The sequence below is a fragment of the Sphingomonas sp. genome, assembly GCF_026460985.1.
In the GTDB taxonomy this organism is placed as follows: Bacteria; Pseudomonadota; Alphaproteobacteria; order Sphingomonadales; family Sphingomonadaceae; genus Sphingomonas.
On the sequence record NZ_JAPKNM010000111.1, the window covers coordinates 1 to 18,346 of the forward strand.

General features: G+C 66.0%; 11 protein-coding genes. 6 read left to right on the top strand and 5 right to left on the bottom strand.

The annotated features are described in order from the left end of the window. Window positions 1-296: 296 nt before the first annotated feature. The 3 genes from MT490_RS18080 to MT490_RS18090 form a co-directional block, all read right to left on the bottom strand. Window positions 297-1,610: a sugar MFS transporter gene (locus tag MT490_RS18080; protein WP_297390812.1), complete on the bottom strand. Its 1,314-nt coding sequence runs from the start codon at window positions 1,608-1,610 to the stop codon at window positions 297-299. Window positions 1,611-1,640: 30 nt separating this feature from the next. Further along, complete coding sequence (locus MT490_RS18085) at window positions 1,641-2,651, bottom strand: arabinan endo-1,5-alpha-L-arabinosidase (RefSeq protein WP_297390814.1); 1,011 nt, start codon at window positions 2,649-2,651, stop codon at window positions 1,641-1,643. An 86-nt stretch (window positions 2,652-2,737) separates the two neighbouring features. After that, a complete protein-coding gene (locus tag MT490_RS18090) occupies window positions 2,738-5,416 on the bottom strand; it encodes a TonB-dependent receptor (protein ID WP_297390816.1) in 2,679 nt (892 codons plus the stop codon). A 278-nt stretch (window positions 5,417-5,694) separates the two neighbouring features. Between MT490_RS18090 and araD1 the strand changes: the two genes are divergently transcribed. The 3 genes from araD1 to MT490_RS18105 all read left to right on the top strand — a co-directional run bounded on the left by araD1 (window position 5,695) and on the right by MT490_RS18105 (window position 10,659). Next, window positions 5,695-6,684, top strand: a complete 990-nt coding sequence (gene araD1 / locus MT490_RS18095) for an AraD1 family protein (RefSeq protein WP_297390818.1) — start codon at window positions 5,695-5,697, stop codon at window positions 6,682-6,684. Window positions 6,685-6,751: 67 nt separating this feature from the next. Then, window positions 6,752-8,296 carry an alpha-L-arabinofuranosidase C-terminal domain-containing protein gene (locus tag MT490_RS18100; RefSeq protein ID WP_297390820.1) on the top strand — a complete coding sequence of 515 codons (1,545 nt, stop codon included), beginning with the start codon at window positions 6,752-6,754 and terminating at the stop codon, window positions 8,294-8,296. Then, on the top strand, window positions 8,296-10,659 hold the full coding sequence (locus MT490_RS18105) for a glycoside hydrolase family 127 protein (protein ID WP_297390822.1): 2,364 nt from the start codon (window positions 8,296-8,298) through the stop codon (window positions 10,657-10,659). Before MT490_RS18100 ends, MT490_RS18105 begins: the two co-directional genes overlap by 1 nt. A 117-nt stretch (window positions 10,660-10,776) precedes the next feature. On the opposite strand, the gene MT490_RS18110 is transcribed toward MT490_RS18105, so the two are convergent. After that, the gene (locus tag MT490_RS18110) at window positions 10,777-11,325 is read right to left on the bottom strand and encodes a DUF3617 domain-containing protein (protein ID WP_297390824.1); all 549 of its coding nucleotides are present in this window, start codon (window positions 11,323-11,325) and stop codon (window positions 10,777-10,779) included. 64 nt (window positions 11,326-11,389) lie between these two features. Continuing rightward, the gene (locus MT490_RS18115; RefSeq protein ID WP_297390826.1) at window positions 11,390-13,192 is read right to left on the bottom strand and encodes an IlvD/Edd family dehydratase; all 1,803 of its coding nucleotides are present in this window, start codon (window positions 13,190-13,192) and stop codon (window positions 11,390-11,392) included. A gap of 236 nt (window positions 13,193-13,428) precedes the next feature. Between MT490_RS18115 and MT490_RS18120 the strand changes: the two genes are divergently transcribed. The 3 genes from MT490_RS18120 to MT490_RS18130 form a co-directional block, all read left to right on the top strand. Further along, complete coding sequence (locus MT490_RS18120; RefSeq protein ID WP_297390827.1) at window positions 13,429-14,967, top strand: tryptophan halogenase family protein; 1,539 nt, start codon at window positions 13,429-13,431, stop codon at window positions 14,965-14,967. 145 nt (window positions 14,968-15,112) lie between these two features. Continuing rightward, the gene (locus MT490_RS18125; protein WP_297390829.1) at window positions 15,113-18,070 is read left to right on the top strand and encodes a TonB-dependent receptor; all 2,958 of its coding nucleotides are present in this window, start codon (window positions 15,113-15,115) and stop codon (window positions 18,068-18,070) included. A 73-nt stretch (window positions 18,071-18,143) separates the two neighbouring features. Beyond that, the coding region (locus tag MT490_RS18130) for a DUF6445 family protein (RefSeq protein ID WP_297390831.1) at window positions 18,144-18,346 on the top strand (203 nt) is incomplete at its 3' end.

The window sequence follows — 18,346 nt, forward strand, 5'->3', positions numbered from 1 at the left end:
TTCCCCTCCCTGCTTGCAGGGAGGGGCTGGGGGTGGGTGCGCGCGTCTGCGCGCCTAAAAAAGACTCACCAATCGTGCGGCAAAAGGCATCGGCCGGGGCATCGAGCCCCGGCCGATGCCAACCCACCCCTAACCCCTCCCTTGCAGGGAGGGGGAATTTGAATGTCGATCAGCCTAGGGCTGGGTGAGAAAAGGCCGGGCTCGACGCCCGGCCTTTTCTTCATTCCACGCGGCTCGCTGCGCTCGCCATCCACCCCCAGCCCCTCCCTGCAAAGCAGGGAGGGGAGTTAGCAGTCTCACTCCGCCGGGGCGGTCACTGCCTCGTCGGGCACCGCGTTGGTCACCTTGCAGCCCCACAACGCGTAGAACAGCACATAGAGCGCGCAGGCCGCAGTAACCAGGAAGCTCCAGTGCAGCCCGTACGTGTCACCGATCTTGCCCTGGAACGCCGCTAGCGCGCCGCCCGCGATCGACATGATCAGCAGGCCCGAACCTTCCTCGGTCAGCGGTCCCAGCCCGCGGATCGCCAACGCGAAGATGGCGGGGAACATGATCGAGAGGCCCAGCCCGACCACGATCAGGCCGTACATCGCGACAGGTCCGGTTGCGAACACCGCCGTCAGCGAGCCCGCGATCGCGATCAGCGCGAACATCGCCAGCACCCGTTCCGGTGCGATCTTCTGCATCAGCGCCGCGCCGGCGAACCGTCCGACCATCATCCCGCCCCAGAACAGCGTGAGATAGGTCGCCGCATTCTCCTGCGTCAGATTGGCGACGTCCGGCTGCGAGGCGAAGTTGATGAAGTAGCTCCCCACGCCGATCTCCGCGAGCACGCACAGCGCGATGCCGACGCAGCCGAGGATCAGATTGCGGTGGTTGAACAGCGAAAGGCCTCGGCGCGCTTCGCCTGAAGCGCGCGAGGTGGCCGATCCCAGCGCGGGAAGCTTGGCGCGGGCGATCATGACGGCGAGGGCCGCCAGCACGATCGCAACGATCAGATAGGGCAGCTGAGTCGCCTGCGCGTCGGCCAGGCGCTGCTCGGCGGTGAGCTGCGTACCGTGCGCGGTCGTGCCGGCCGTGGTGCGTGCGAGGATCAGGTACTTGCCGAACAGGATCGCCAGCACGTCGCCGGTGGTATTGAACGCCTGCACCAGGGTGAGGCGCCGCTCGGCGCTCTCGGGCGGACCGATCACCGCGACATAGGGGTTCGCCGCGACCTGCAGGAGCGCGATGCCGCACGAGACCACGAACAGCGACGCGACGGTCACTTCGTAAGAGACGAGATATGCGGCGAGGATCATGCCGAGCGACCCGAGAGTCATGACCGACAGGCCGACGGTCAGCGCGCGCTGATAGCCGATCCGTTCGATCAGCTTCGCCGCGGGGATCGACGCGAGCAGATAGCCGATGAACCAGACGGATTCGATCAGGCCGGTCTCGAAATAGCTGAGTTCGAACACGCTGCGCAGGTGCGGCAACAGCGTGCCGTTGATGACGCTGATGAAGCCCCACATGAAGAAGAGCGTGGCCAGCATCGAGAGCGCGGCGCGATAAGGTACACCTGCGACCGACGGGGCGCCGGCCTGGGGTTGAGCGGGTACGGCTGGCATTGGCTTCAAACCTCTCCTTGGGGAATCTTGTCAGAGTGCGACCGGCCAGCCGTCGTCCGTCCAGCCGAGCGGCTGGATACGGAGCGTCGACGCGCCGTTTCGCTGCGTATCATAAGCATGGTATACGATGTAATCCCGCTTCGGCTCGTGCAGGATCGCGATGTGTCCCGGCCCGACGAAGCGTTTGGCCGGATCGAGATCGGCATGAAGGACGAGGAAGCCGCCGCCCTTCATCATGCTCTTGCCCTTGCGATCGAGATACGGGCCCCTGGGGTCCTTCGAACGGCCCACCATTGTGTAGTAGGTACTCGCCGCGCCGCGGCAGCAGAAATCGAACGACGCGAAGAGATAGTAGAAGCCGCCGCGGCGGATCACGAAGGGCGCCTCGATCGCGCCCGGGCTCGCGCGCCGGGCCAGCGCATGAATCTTGCCGTCCGCCGCCGAGCGCAGTCCCGTCGCGGGATCGAGCTGCACCATCTTGAGCCCCGACCAGAAGCTGCCGAACGCGAGCCATTGGCGCCCCGCGGCATCCTCGAACATGTTCGGATCGATCGCGTTGAAGTCGTCGCTCTCGCCGGAGCGGATCACCGGCCCCTTGTCGGTCCAGACGGGCTTTTCGAGCGAGGGCGTCGTCGCCAGCCCGATCGCCGAGTGGTTCTTCCCGAAGGTCGAGACCGAATAATAGACGCGGTACTCGCCGTTCGAGAAGCTGACGTCCGGCGCCCAGATCCCGCGCGCGCCGGGCACCGCGTCCTTCACCCAGGCGGGCATCTCGGCGAAGACCGGCGCGGCGCGCGTCCAGTCGGCGAGGTTCCGCGAGGTGCGTACATGGATCAGGCCCTGGCCCGCGCGTGCGTGGCTGGTAGTGAAGAGGTAGAAGGTGTCGCCCTGGCGGATGATCGCGGGGTCGTGGACCGGGGAGATGTCGCCGGCCAAGCGCGCGTTGAGCGATGCCGGCGCAGACGGGACCGTCTGCGCCGATGCCCGTTCCCCCAATGTCCCGGCGAGAAGCGCCGGGAGCAGGAAATGTGATACGCGCATCCCCAGATTCTTCCCCGGCGCGACAAGTTCAACCACAATGTGCTCGCCGACGGGTCGGCCGTCTTCATGACCCGCCGGCGACATTCTCAGAAACGGAATCGGACGCCCGCACCGAAGGTGCGATCATATTGGCGCGTGTCGCGCGGAGTCGCCGCATAGCCGCCGAACGAATCCTGATAGGTCTCGTTGAGCAGGTTGGTCGCATCGACCGAGAGGGTGATCTCGGGCGTGATGTCGTAGCTCGCGGAGAAATCGAGAAAGGCCACCGGCGCCACTTCGATCAGCCCGCCGGGCACGTTGCCGGCATAGGAATCGACATATTTGCTGCGCCAATTATAGGCGAGCCGCGCCGAGAGCCCGTATTTCTCGTACATCGCGACGAGGTTGTACGAATATTTCGAGATCGGCGTGATGCGCTGCATCACGGTCGGCTGGCCCGCGACCGGCGGGGCTTCGACCTCGCCATCGGCATAGGTGAAGTTGGCCTGTGCGCCGAACCCGCTGAGCGCGCCCGGCAGGAAATCGAAGAACTGCTGCCAGGCGATCTCGACGCCCTTGAGCGAGCCCTTGTCGGTATTGCGCGGGCGCGAGACCTGGTAGCTCTGGAGCGCACCGCCAGCGCCGGTGGGGAAGAATTCCACTTCCGAATAGGTCTGAATATAGCCGTCGAGCTTGCGGTAGAATGCCGAGAGCGTCAGCGATCCGGTGCGGCTGAAATACCATTCGATGGTGCCGTCGAGATTCTGTGTCTTGATCGACCGCAGGTTCGGATTGCCGCCGCTGCCGGCGCCGAAGGTCGAGGAATTGCCGGTCGCGCCGAGCGGGGCGATGTTCGTCGCCGGGTTCAGCTGGGCGAATTCGGGCGCGGTGATCGATTCTCCCCCGACCAGCCGGACGATCAGATCGTCCGCGACCCGGAACTTCAGCGTGGCGCTGGGCAGGAAATTGAGCTCGTTGCGCTTGCCCGAAACCGGCGTCACGACGCCGTTGTTCACCAATGTGGCGTCGAGCTTCGTATCGTTGTTGACCACGCGCGCGCCGATCAGCAGCTCGAGCGGAAGCCCGGCGTCCGTGAAGTCGAACTGGGTCTGGCCGTAAAAGGCGTAGTTCTTCTCGACCAGATTGAAGTGCAGGGTCGGCGCGAAGTCGGGCGCTCCGGCCGGGCGGCCTGCGATCGCGCGGAGCGTATCGATATTCTCGCGGATCCATTCGGTGCTCGGCAATGCGAAGCCGTCCACGCCGACGCGGCCGCCCAGGATGTCGGTGGGGCCGCCGACGCCGAAGCCGGGATAGGCTGTCCCGGCGCCGGTCAATCCGAAACGGTTCTCGCCGGTGCCGTCCGAGGTGCCGGTGCGCCGCGCGGTGCGGAAGCCGAACTTGAAGTTCTTGAGTACGCCCTTGTCGAACGCATGGCCGACGTCCCAGCGCCATGCCCATTGCTCGCTCTCCGCCAGGTTGTTCTGGTCGAACAGCGCGAACAGGTTGAGGTTCGCCGGATCGGTAAGGTCGTATGGCGCCCCCGAAGCGGTGAACGCCTGGATGTTGGGCGTGCCGTCCATGTCGAACTGATATTCGATCCGGGGGACCACGAAGTTCGCATCGACGATGTAGGACGTGCTGGCGACGCGGCTCTTGTTGTAGGTGAGCTCGGTGCTGATCTGGGCGGGGCCGGCATCCCATTTCAGGCCCGTTGCAGCCTGATAGCCGTCGGTCTTCTGGCGGAAGGCCTGCTTGCTGGTGATCGTGAAATTGTCGGCGGTGGTGACTGCGCTGGCCACCGGGCGCGCCGCGCCGATCGAGGGAATGGTCACCATATCCGGCTGGCGCTGTACCGCGGTCACATTCCCGGCCTTGGGCAGGCCGACGAAGAAGTTCACGTCATAGTCGTTCCGGTAGCCGGTGAAGAGGCCGTCCGCGTATATCTCCAGATTGGGCGACGGCTTCCATTGCAGCGACGCATTGAAGGCCGGACGGGTGCGATCGCCGTCGGTCACCAATGCGCCGACCGTGTCGGGGATCAGCACGTCCTGCCCGCCGGTCGCTGCGTTGTTGAACGGGTTGAAGCCGAAATTGAATGCGGTCTGATCGCGATAGCGGCGCTTGTTGTACGATGCGCCGAGCAGGACGCCGAATTCCTGCCCGCCCGCGGTTTCCCAGCGGCCGCTGACCAGGCCGCTGCCGATATAGCTCCACGCTTCGCGCTTGTCGCTGTAGAGCGCGCGGAGGTTGCCGGCGACGGTGATCCCGGATTTGAGATCGAACGGCCGGCGCAGGCGGATGTCGATCCGGCCGGCGACGCCGCCTTCGACAAGGTCGGGTGTCGCGGTCTTGTAGACGTCGACTCCCGCGACGAGTTCGGCCGGGATATCCTGCAGCGCGACGCCGCGCCCGGTGCCGGTGAAGATCTCGCGGCCGTTGATGTAGGAGGTGACGTTCGGCAGCCCGCGGATCAGCACCGTGCCGGCTTCGCCCGCACCGCGCTGGACCTGGATGCCGGTCACGCGCTGGAGCGCGTCGGAGACGGTGTTGTCGGGGAGCTTGCCGATGTCTTCGGCCACGATCGAGTCGGTGACTGCGGTCGCCTCCTGCTTGCGCGCCTGCGCGCTGCTGAGGCTGCCGCGGATGCCGGTGATGACGATATCTTCTTCCTGCCCCGTCTCGGCACTCGGGTCGGTGGGCGCATCGGTCTGGGCGGAAGCCGGCGTGGCGAAAGCGATCAAGGCAACCAGGGATGCGGAACCGAGAATCGTACGCTTGAGAGCCATCGATCTTCTCCTCTCCTGTCGCGCAACACGATGGGTTGAACCCATTCTCGACAAGCGCTTCTTGATTAATCAGACAAAAATACGGAGGCCGATCGATCATGCAAGGCATTTGTGCGGCGGCGGTCCGGCTTCTCGCTAAATCCCCCGGGAGTCGTGGCTTTTCCGTGACACTTGACGCTATGTGCAGGGGCGCTAGCCGGAACCGGGAATGGATTGATCCGCAGGTTCCACCTGTATAAGTCTGACTATTGATCGAATCAGAGAGGAATGGTGAAGTTATGGCGCTCAGGCTCGTGCAGTTTCGCGACTCGAATGGCGAACGGGGCGTCGCGCTCTCCCTCGACGACGGGGCCGCGGTCCGGCTGAACGGCGTCGCCACCACCTATGAACTGGCGCTGGCGGCGATCCGCGAGGGCGTGTCGCTCGACGATGCGGCGCGCGCGCGGGCAGGGGAAGCGGTTGATCTCGCCGCGGCCGAGGCCGAGGGCCGGCTGCTCGGGCCGATCGACCATCCCGATCCCGCGCATTGCTACGTCACTGGCACCGGCCTCACCCATCTCGGCTCGGCCGAAGGGCGCGACCAGATGCACAAGGCCGCGGCGGGGGGCACGCTCACCGATTCGATGCGCATGTTCAACATGGGGCTCGAGGGCGGCAAGCCCACCGACGGCAAGCCCGGCGTCCAGCCCGAATGGTTCTACAAGGGCGACGGTTCGTCGCTGGTCGGCCCCGGCGAGCCGCTGCCCTCGCCCGATTTCGCGCTCGACGGGAGCGAGGAGCCCGAGATCGCCGGCATCTACGTGATCGACGATTCCGGCCGCCCGCGCCGGCTGGGCTTCGCGCTCGGCAACGAATTCTCGGACCATATCACCGAGCGCGGCAATTATCTGTGGCTGGCGCACTCCAAGCTACGCCACGCGTCGCTCGGTGCCGAACTGCTCACCGGCGAGCTTCCCGCGGACGTGCGCGGCACCAGCCGCATCCTCCGGAACGGCGAAGTGATCTGGGAGAAGCCGTTCCTCTCGGGCGAGGCGAACATGTCGCACGCGATCGCCAATCTCGAGCATCACCATTTCAAATACGGGCTTTTCCGCCGCCCCGGCGACCTTCACGTCCATTTCTTCGGCACCGCGACGCTGTCCTTCGCCGATGGCGTGAAGACCGAGGAGGGCGACGTCTTCGAGGTTTCGGCGGCACCCTTCACGCTGCCGCTGCGCAATGCCCTGCGCACCGTGCCCGGCGGAGAGGCCAGCGTCCTTCCGCTCTGAACCGATCGGCGCGACCGTTTGACAATATCGGCGAGCTCCGAAGCGGGCCGCCAAATAGGAGAGTGATATGAAGCTTTGGAAACAGGGGCTCTTGCCGGCCGCGGCGACGCTGATGGCGGCCGCGCCGGCCTTTGCGCAGGCGCCCGCGAGCGTCACCGTGACGGTCGATACCGCGAAGCCGGGCGCGAAGATCGAGCCCGCCATCTATGGCCAGTTCGCCGAACATCTCGGCCGCGGCATCTATGAGGGCGTCTGGGTCGGCACCGATTCCCCGATCCCCAACACCAACGGCTATCGCAACGACGTGCTCGCCGCGCTCCGGCACATCAAGGTGCCCGTGGTCCGCTGGCCGGGCGGCTGCTTCGCCGACGAATATGACTGGCGCGACGGCATCGGCCCCCGGGAGACGCGCCCGGTGCGCATCAACCGGCACTGGGGCGGCGTGACCGAGGACAATGCCTTCGGGACGCACGAGTTCATGAACTATTCCGAACTGCTCGGCACCGACGCCTATGTCGCGGGCAACATGGGCTCGATGGAGCCGCGCTCGATGGGCCAGTGGGTCGAGTACATGACCGCCGAGAAGGGCACCCTGGCCGAGGAGCGCAAGAAGAACGGCCGCGAAAAGCCCTGGACGGTCAAATATTTCGGCGTGGGCAACGAGACCTGGGGCTGCGGCGGCAGCATGCGTCCGGAATATTCGGCGGATCTCCATCGCCGCTACCAGGAGTTCGTCAACGGTCCGTCGGGCAAGCCCAGGATCGTCAAGGTCGCGAGCGGCGCCAACGCCAGCGATTACAACTTCACCGACGTGATGATGCGCGAGGCGCGCGACAAGATGAACGCGCTCAGCGTGCATTATTACACGCTGCCGACGGGCAAGTGGGACAAGAAGGGCGCCGCCACCGGCTTCTCCGAAGACGAATGGGCGTCCACGCTCAGCCGCGCGCTCTTCATGGACGAGCTGATCGTCAAGCACATCGCGATGATGGACAAGCACGATCCCGAGAAGAAGATCGCACTCTACGTCGACGAATGGGGCACCTGGTACGATCAGGAATCGGGCTCGACCCCGGGCTTCCTCTACCAGCAGAACAGCCTGCGCGACGCGGAAGTGGCGGCGCTGACGCTCAACATCTTCCACCGGCATACCGACCGGGTGAAGATGGCCAACATCGCCCAGATGGTGAACGTGCTCCAGGCGATGATCCTCACCGACAAGGGCCGCATGGTGCTGACGCCGACCTATCACGTCTTCGACATGTACGTGCCGTTCCAGGGCGCCACGCCCTATGCCGCGGAAGTGACGGGGCCGACCTATGAGAAGGCCGGGTTCAAGGTGCCGATGGTCGACGTCTCCGCGGCACGCGGGACCGACGGCAAGCTCTATCTGTCGCTGACCAACACCGATCCGAGCCGCGCGGCGCGGGTCACCACCAACCTCGGCGGCAATGCCCGCGGGCGCATCCTCACCGGCCCGGCGCTCGATACGCACAACACGTTCGACAAGCCGAACACGATCCAGCCCGCGGCCTATTCGGCGCGGAGCAGCGGCGGCAAGCTGACGCTGGACGTGCCGGCCAAGTCGGTCGTCGTGGTCGCCGTCGAGTGATGCTTACGCGGCGGTTGTTCCTCGGTTCGGCGAGCGCGCTTGCGCTCGCCGGCCCGGCCTTCGCCCGCATCGCGGTCGAGGAGAAGCCGATCAAGGCCCGGCCGCTGCCGCTCTCGGCGGTGCGGCTGGCGCCTTCGATCTATCTCGATGCAGTGGAGGCCAACCGCCGCTACCTGCTGTCGCTCTCTCCTGAGCGGCTGCTCCACAATTTCTATGCCAGCGCCGGCCTGCCCACCCAGGGCGAGACCTATGGCGGCTGGGAAGCGCGCGGGATCGCCGGCCATTCGCTCGGCCATTATCTCTCGGCGCTGTCGCTGACGGTCGCCCAGACCGGCGATCCGGCGGTCCGCGACCGCCTGCGCCACACCGTCGCCGAGATGGCGCGCATCCAGGCCGCGCAGGGCGACGGCTATGTCGGCGGCACCACCGTCGAGCGCGACGGCAAGGTGATCGACGGCAAGATCGTCTTCGAGGAGATCCGCAAGGGCGACATCCGCAGCGGCGGCTTCGACATCAATGGCGGCTGGGTGCCGCTCTACACCTGGCACAAGGTCCATGCCGGGCTGATCGACGCGGTCCGGCTCGGCGACGTGGCCGAGGCGATGCCGGTGATGCTTGGGCTGGCGGATTATCTGGGCACGATCCTCGAGGGGCTCGACGATGCGCAGATGCAGAAATTGCTCGCCGCCGAGCATGGCGGGCTCAACGACAGCTATGCCGAGACCTATGCGCTGACCGGCAACCCGCGCTGGCGCCGGATCGCCGAACGCATCTATCACCGGAAGGTCCTTGGCCCCCTCGCCGCGGGCAAGGACGACCTGCCCGGCCTCCACGCCAACACCCAGATCCCCAAGCTGATCGGCCTGGCGCGGCTCTACGAGCTGACCGGCGAGCAGCGCCACGCCGATGCCGCGCGCTTCTTCCACCAGACGGTCGCGCAGCATCACAGCTATGTGATCGGCGGCAATAGCGAGCGCGAGCATTTCGGCCCGCCGGACATGATCTCGACGCGAGTCACCGAGCGCACCTGCGAGGCGTGCAACAGCTACAACATGCTCAAGCTCACCCGGCACCTCTATGGCTGGGACCCCGATGCGACGCTGTTCGACTATTACGAACGCATCCATCTCAACCACCTGCTCGCACACCAGCATCCCGAGACCGGGATGTTCGTCTATTTCATGCCCTTGAGCGCCGGTGCGCGGCGGACCTATTCAACCCCCGAGGATAGCTTCTGGTGCTGCGTCGGATCGGGGATGGAGACCCACGCCAAGCATGGCGAGAGCATCTTCTGGCACGATGATGCGACGTTGTTCGTCAACTTGTTCATTCCGTCCGTGGCGGAGTGGAAGGAGCGGGGGCTCAAGGTCCAGCTCGAGACGAGCTATCCGTTCAGCGAGCAGGTCGTTTTGAAGATCGTCAAGGCGCCGCGCGCCGCGACGACGATCGCGTTGCGGTTGCCCGGCTGGTGCGATGCGCCGGCGCTGACGCTCAACGGTACACCCCAGCCGATCGATCGCGCCACCGGCTATGCCCGGCTCGATCGCCGGTGGCGGGCGGGGGACAGCATCGCGCTGACGCTGCCGATGCGCGTCCGCATCGAGCCGACTCCGGACGACCCGCGCACCCTGGCCTATTTGAGTGGACCGCTCGTGCTCGCCGCCGATCTCGGCCCGGCCGCCGAGCCTTGGGCCGGATTGGCGCCCGCTTTGGTCACGGAGGACCCCGCGACGGCCTTGGTCCCGGTCGCCGCGGCCGAGCATCGTTTCCGTCTCGCCGACGCGCGGCCGCAGGCGCTGACCCTGACGCCCTTCTTCCAGCAGTACGACCGCCGCGTCGCTGTGTATTTCCCGCGCTTCACCGAAGCGCAGTGGAAGACCGAAGAAGCCGCCTTTGGGATCGCCCAGCGCGAGAAGGCGGCGCTGGACGCGCGCACCATCGATGTGATCCAACTCGGCGAGATGCAGCCCGAGCGCGATCATGATTTCCGCGCCAGCGCCAGCGATCTCTTCTCCTGGGGAGGTCGCAGCGCCCGTCAGCTCGCCTGGGATCCGGGCAACTGGATGGAGCTCACGCTCGCGGTCAGCCCTGGGCCGATGGTGCTCAGCGCGCTCTATTGGGGCGAGGAGGTGGACAAGCATTTCGAAGTGCGCGTCGAAGGCCAGCTTATCGCGGTCGAACGCCGCGCCGGCCCCCGGGTCAAGCGCTTCGTCAGCGTCGACTATCCGATCCCGGAGGCGCTTACCCGCGGGAAGAACCGGATTGCTGTTCGCTTCGTGACAAAAGGTGGCTCGGTGCTCGTCTACGAATGTCGGATGTTGAAGGCGGAAACAGGAGCGGCGGCTCCGAAGCCAGGTATCTGACACGCACTTCCGCGACCTCGCGACGCGCCGGTCTATGAAGCCCGCATGCTGGCGCTGACGGGCACCTGAAGGGGCGGCGCGGCGGCCCGTGCCGCTACGCCGCCGCCCTTCGTCCGATCAGCCCTTCTCGTCGCCCTTGCACTCGCCGGTGCGGCGGGAGTCCATCTTGAGCGTCATCGTGTGCGCCGACATCGGCTGGCCGGGCGCGCCCGCGCTCTTGCTCGTCATCGTCATCTGGAAGCTGTCGCTCGAGAACTGGCCCACCATCGTCGCGTCGACGGTCATGCCGCCGCTCTTGCACTGCATCTTCGCGTCGATACGGCCGTTCGCCATGCTGAAATGATCGTAGCGGCAGTCCTTGTTGTCGCCCGAGAAGAAGTCTGCTGCCGGCTTCTTCGCTTCTTCGGGGGTGAGGCAGTTGGCGAAGCTGTTCCCCTTGGAGAACCCTTCCTTCATCTTCGCGGCCAATTCGGGCGGCGCGCCAGGGATCTCCATGTTGGTGATCGTCGCGGTGCCTTCCCAGCGGCCGGGCGACAGCGAGATCGCGCCGCCGCTCGCGGCGATCTTCTCGGCGACTTCCTTGGCGCTGGCGTTGGTCGCCTCGACGCTCGGGCCCGAATTGCAGGCGGACAGCGCCAGCGGCGCGAGCAGCAGCAGCTTCTTCATCAAGTTCCTCCCTGTTCAGTTCGCGCCAGCATATGAACCGGGAGGAAAGGCGGCAAGCACGCGATCAGTGATTGTGGCGCGGCACCCCGAAGGTCTGCGCAAGCTTCTGGTACTTGACCGCCGGCTCGAGCACGGCGCCCGTCTCGGCCTGGCCGACTACTGCGCGCTGCATCTCCTGCCAGGGCGTCTGGCTCGCCGGGAAGGCGAAGCCGCCATTCGCCTCGAGCGTCCTGCGGCGCTCCGCCAGTTCCGCGTCGGAGACCAGCATGTTCGCGGTGCCCTTGCGCAGGTCGATCCGCACGCGGTCGCCGGTCTGGAGCAGCGCGAGCCCGCCGCCCGCCGCCGCCTCGGGCGAGGCGTTGAGGATCGAGGGGCTGCCGCTGGTGCCCGATTGCCGGCCGTCGCCGATGCAGGGGAGGGCGTGCACGCCCTTCTGGATCAACTGCACGGGCGGACGCATGTTGACCACTTCCGCAGCGCCCGGATAGCCGATCGGCCCGGCGCCGCGCATGATCAGCAAGGTGCGATCGTCCACGCCGAGCGCGGGGTCGTCGATGCGATGATGATAGTCCTCGGGCCCGTCGAACACCACCACAGGACCCTCGAACGCGTCCGGATCGGCGGGGTCGGAGAGATAACGCTCGCGGAACTCGGGCGAGATCACCGACAGCTTCATGATCGCGCTGTCGAACAGATTGCCGCGCAGCACCGAGAAGCCCGCCGCCTCCTTGAGCGGTGCGGCATAGGGACGGATCACCGCCTCGTCCTCGATGGTCGCGTCGCGGCAATTGTCGCCGATGCTGCGGCCGTTGACCGTCAGCGCATCCTCGAGGATCAGCCCCTGGCGCATCAGTTCGGCGACCACCGCGGGCACGCCGCCGGCGCGGTAATAATCCTCGCCCAGATATTCGCCCGCGGGCTGCAGGTTCACCAGCAGCGGCACGTCGCGGCCATGCGCCTGCCAGTCGTCGAGGTCGAGCTCGACGCCCACGTGCCGCGCGATCGCGTTGAGGTGGATCGGCGCGTTGGTCGACCCGCCGATCGCCGAATTGACGCGGATCGCGTTGAGGAACGCCTCGCGCGTCAGCACGTCGCTCGGCTTGCGGTCGGCATGGACCATCTCGACGATCTGCAGGCCCGTGCGATAGGCCGATTCCTGCCGGTCGCGATAGGGCGCGGGGATCGCCGCCGATCCGGGCAGCGACATGCCCAGCGCCTCGGCAAGGCTGTTCATCGTCGATGCGGTGCCCATCGTATTGCAGAAGCCGGTCGACGGCGCCGAGGTCGCGACGAGCTTGATGAAGCCCTGATAGTCGATCTCGCCCGAGGCGAGCAGCTCGCGCGCCTTCCACACGATCGTCCCCGATCCGGTGCGCTGGCCCTTGTGCCAGCCGTTGAGCATCGGCCCGACCGAGAGCGAGATCGCCGGGATGTTCACCGTCGCCGCGGCCATCAGGCAGGCGGGGGTGGTCTTGTCGCAGCCGGTGGTGAGCACCACGCCGTCGATCGGATAGCCGTAGAGCGTCTCGACCAGCCCGAGATAGGCGAGGTTGCGGTCGAGCCCCGCGGTCGGGCGCTTGCCGGTCTCCTGGATCGGATGGACGGGGAATTCGATCGCGATGCCGCCCGCCTCGCGGATGCCCTCGCGGATGCGCTCGGCGAGGACGAGATGGTGACGGTTGCACGGGGAAAGGTCGCTGCCCGTCTGCGCAATGCCGATGATCGGCTTGCCCGACTGGAGCTCTTCCAGGCTGATGCCGAAATTCATGTAGCGCTCGAGATAGAGCGCGGTCATGTCCGCGTTCGAGGGATCGTCGAACCATGCGCGGGAACGGAGTTTGCGCGGAATGCTGGAATCGTGCGTCATTTCGGTTGTGTAAATCCCTCGGCGACAATCGCCTGAATAGTCAGACTATTGTCAAGAAATTGTCCGGGGGACAAGGGCGAAGCGCAATTTGATTCAGATCAATGGGCGATCGGCCCGCTCGCCAGGGCGAGATCGCCGATGCGGCCGGCCTCCGGGGAGGTGTAACCGTTTACGAGCACCCCCGGCATCGCCTAACAGATCATCGAACGCGCGAAGCGGCGCGGCCGGGAGAGGCTATGACCGACACAAGGCGCCAGAATGCGCCGCTCGAGACCATCACGATCGTGGGCGGCGGCACCGCCGGCTGGATGACCGCGGCGATGCTGTCGCATCTGTTCCGCGGCTATCAGATCCGCCTGATCGAATCCGACGAGATCGGCATCATCGGCGTGGGCGAGGCGACCATCCCGGCGATCCGCGACTATATGGGGCTCGCGGGGATCGACCAGGTCGAGATGATCCGCGCCAGCCAGGCGACCTTCAAGCTCGGCATCGATTTCGTGAACTGGCGCAAGGGCGACGACCGCTATTTCCACGGCTTCGGCCGGATCGGCCAGGACTTCATGTGGCTCCACCCGCACCAGCTCTGGCTCAGGCGCAAGAGCCTCGGCGCGTCGGTCGGCCATTTCGACGATTACGCGCTCAATTGCCGCGCGGCGATGGCGAACAAGTTCTGCTTCCCCGATCCGCGCAATCCGGGGTCGCCGATCTCGGGCATCGACTATGCCTATCATTTCGACGCGTCGCTGCTCGCCAAGTACCTTCGCGCCCGCGCCGAGGGCAAGGGCGTCACGCGGATCGAGGGCCGGATCGTCGACGTGAAGCTCGACGGGGCGAACGGGCATGTCGACCATGTCGTGCTGGCCGACGGGCGGACGGTCGGCGGCGATCTGTTCGTCGATTGCTCGGGGATGCGCGGGCTGCTGATCGGGCAGGCGCTGGGCGTCGGCTATGAGGACTGGAACCAGTGGCTGCTCAACGATCGCGCGCTCGCGGTGCCGTGCGAGAGCGTGTCGCCGTTGACGCCCTACACCCGCGTCACCGCGCGCGACCATGGTTGGCAGTGGCGGATCCCGCTCCAGCACCGGATCGGCAACGGCCATGTCTATGCCAGCGCGCAGATCTCCGACGACGCGGCGGCGTCGGTGCTGCTCGCCAATCTCGACGGCAGGCCGCTCGCCGATCCGCGCCCGGTGCATTTCCGCCCGGGCAAGCGGCACAAGGCGTGGGAGAAGAACGTCGTCGCCATCGGGCTGTCCTCGGGTTTCCTCGAGCCGCTCGAATCGACCAGCATCCACTTGATCCAGACCGGCATCACCAAGCTGATCGGCCTGTTCCCGCACCGCGGCTTCGCCGCCGCCGACATGGCCGAATATAACCGCCAGCACGATTTCGAGTTCACCGACGTGCGCGACTTCATCGTCGCGCACTATAAGGTCACCGAGCGTGAGGACAGTGAATATTGGCGCTACCTCAAGCATATGGCGGTGCCTGACAGCCTCACCGAACGCCTCGAGCTGTTCGCCTCGTCGGGGCGCTTCTTTCGCCGTGCCGCGGCGGAGCTGTTCCGCGAGGAGAGCTGGGTGCAGGTGCTGCTGGGGCAGGGGCTGCCGGTCGCCTATGATCCGATGGTCGAGATGATTCCCGAGGCGACCGTCGCCGAATTCCTCCACGACGTGGAGGAAGTGATCGCCGACGTCGCGAACGCGATGCCCGACCACGCCGCCTTCATCGCGCGCCATTGCAAGGCGCCGCCGCTGAGTGTTGCCGGATAGGCACAATGTGCATCCGACGCGGCAATGCGTCGGACACACAGGATTGACACGCGCCGCGAAAGGGTTTTGACATCGTTGTCGGAGACCGAGAAACCGCTTCAGCGGTCATGTAACCGGTTACAAAGAGGGTCAGGGGAGGAATATCGTGAATAATTCCAAAAACATGCGGACGAACATCGCGCGTGGCATTTCCGCTGCGGCGCTTGCTGCTGCGTTGACGATCGGATCGCCCGCGTCCGCACAGACCACCTCCACGCTGCAGGGCCATGTCGAAGGCGCCGCCCCCGGCGCGACGGTCACCGTGACCGATACGGTCACCGGCCGCAGCGTCGTTGCGACGCTCGACGCGCAGGGGAACTACGTCATCGTCGGTCTGCGTCCGAGCACCTATCAGGTACAGGTTTCCGGCGGTCCGGCCGCGGAGACGGTGACCGTGCCGGTGGGCCAGACGGTCACCTTCGATGTCGGCGAGCCCGCCGAGGCGACCGCCTCTTCCGGCGAGATCGTCGTGACCGGCATGCGCAGCCGTCCCGAGGTGCGCTCGGCGACGATCGGCACCAACGTCTCGCAGGCGCAGATGGAGAGCCTGCCGCAGAACGATCGCAACTTCCTGAACTTCGCGGGGCTTGCCCCGGGCGTGACGGTGTCCAACGATCCCAACAACAAGCGGATCCAGGCTGGCGGCAACAGCTCGAACAACGTCAACGTCTTCATCGACGGCACCAGCCAGAAGAACCAGGTCGGGTTCGGCGGCGTTGCTGGACAGAACTTCTCGCAGGGCAATCCCTTCCCGCAATCGGCCGTGCAGGAGTTCCGCGTCGAGACGCAGAACTTCAAGGCCGAATATGAGCAGGCCGGCTCGGCGATCATCACCGCGGTCACCAAGACCGGCGGCGAATCGTTCCATGGCGGCGCATTCGGCGAGTTCGTGCCCAAGTCGTTCTACGGACGCCCCTATTTCGACCGCCCGGGCAATGCCAACAACCCGAACGGCACGAACGAGAAGCCCGATTACAAGCGCTGGCAGTTCGGCGCCGATCTCGGCGGTCCGATCATCCCGGGCGTGCTGCATTTCTTCGCTGCTTATGAAGGCACGCGCACGACCCAGCCGGGCCTCGCGGTGAACCTCACCGATCCCAGCATCCCGGCCGAACTGGTGTCGGCGAACTCGGGCAACTTCCCCGCCGACTTCAAGCAGGACCTCTATTTCGGCAAGCTGACGCTGTTCGCCTCGGACAACGACACGCTCAACGGCAGCTTCTTCCTACGCCAGGAATCCGACGTGCGCGATTATGGCGGCACCCGGCTGCGCGAGGGCGGCCGCGATCTCGGCACGGAGACCAAGAACGCGCAGTTCGAGTGGGTGCACCGCGGCGACGGCTTCGTGAACGAGCTGACGCTCAGCTATTTCAAGAGCTTCACCGGTACGCCGACGATCACCGAGGGCTCGGAGTACAAATTGATCAACCCGCAGGGAGCGGAGGTGCTGATCGGCGGCGCCAACTCGTTCCAGCAGGCGAACGACCAGGAATCCTACACCTGGAAGAACAACTTCACTTATACCGGCCTCGACAACCATGTGATCAAGGCCGGCCTCAAGGTCTCGATGAACACGCTGACGCGCATCGAGGACGCGTTCGCCAACGGCTCCTACACCTACAACGCCGTCGGCTTCACCGGCACCGATTCGAGCACGCCGGTGCGCGCGACCATCTCGCTCCTGCCGCCGACGCCGATGGAGGCGGACAATGTCCAGGTCGGCGTGTTCCTGCAGGACGACTGGACGATCGACGATCACTGGACCGTCAATGTCGGCCTGCGTTGGGACTATGAATCCAACAACTTCAACAACGACTATCAGACGCCGGGCAAGGTCGCCAACGCGCTGCGCAACTACCAGCCCTGGCAGGCCGCGGGCATCGATCCCGAGGATTATATCACCGACGGGACGAAGCGCTCGCCGTTCATGGGGGCGTTCCAGCCGCGCATCGGCGTCTCCTACGACGTGAACGGCGATCGCGACTTGGTGCTCTTCGCCGGCGCCGGCCGCTATTACGATCGCAACATCTTCTACCTCGCCTCGCTCGAGACGCTGTTCAACAACATCCGCAGCGACGCGACCGTCAGCTTCTGCGGCGCGGCGGGGCTTCCCGGCTGCACCGGCGCCTCGGGCGAACTGGCCTGGAACCCGGCCTATCGCGATCCGCAGGCGCTCCGCGCAGCGGTCGGGCAGACCGGCCTGAGCGGCGACATCTGGGTCATCAACAATGATGCCAAGGTGCCCTATACCGACCAGTTCACGCTCGGCGTGCGCAAGCGTTTCGGCCCGGTGCAGTTCTCCGCCGCGGTCGCGCACAACCGGTCGCACGATGCCTTCATCTTCGTGCGCGGAAACCGCCAGCCGAACGGCCTGTACACCGACGGCGGCGACGCCTGGGTGCGCGACAACTTCCCGGTCGACGGCCGGCCGGCCGGCTATACCGGCCGCCTCAACATCGGCTCGAGCAAGGGCGAGCAGCGCTACACCGCGCTCTACCTGACGGCGGACAAGGCCTATACCAAGACGTCGGGCTGGGGCGCGACCGCGTCGCTCACCATCTCGGACGCCAAGTCGAACCAGGCGATCGCCTTCGACGAGGGGCAGATGTTCAACGCGGGCAGCCAGGACGCGTTCGGCTGGCAGCCTACCCGCGGCCTCGAGCGGTGGCGCTTCGTCGCGACTGCGATCGGCGATCTGCCCTGGGGCCTGCAGGCGTCGGGCACGCTGACGCTGAGCTCGGGTCCGCGCTTCGGCAATGTCGACTTCAGCCGGACGCCCCCGCCCAATTGCGGCGGCTGCTTCTACTATAACGACGCCGGCGTCTTCTCGCCGGAGCCGTTCATCGCCTACAAGAATCTCGACCTGCGGCTGGCCAAGACGTTCAAGATGCCGTGGGGTGGCCATGAGCTGACCATCGATGGCGAGGTCTTCAATGTCTTCGACTCGGTCAACCGCAACTATTCGACCTGGGGCGCGGGTTCGGGCGCCAATCCGCCGCTGAAGGAGAACTCCACCGTCGGCTATGCGCGCACCTTCCAGGTCGGCGCGAAGTACCGCTTCTAACCATCCCCTCGGGGTCGCAAACGGGGGAGGGGAGCCGGTGGTTTCCCTCCCTCTTGCTTTCAGGTCCGCAAGCATGAAGCCCGAGCTGCGCCGCTTCGGAAACAGCCAGAGCCCGGTCGTCGTGATCGACGGCTTCACCGGCGATGCGCAGGCGATCGTGGATATCGCCGCGGCGCTCGCCCCGTTCCCGTCGAGCGCGGGAACCTATTATCCCGGCCTGCGCCGCATCCTGTCCGAAGCCGATGGCGATGCCTGGGCCTATGTCCGCCGCACGCT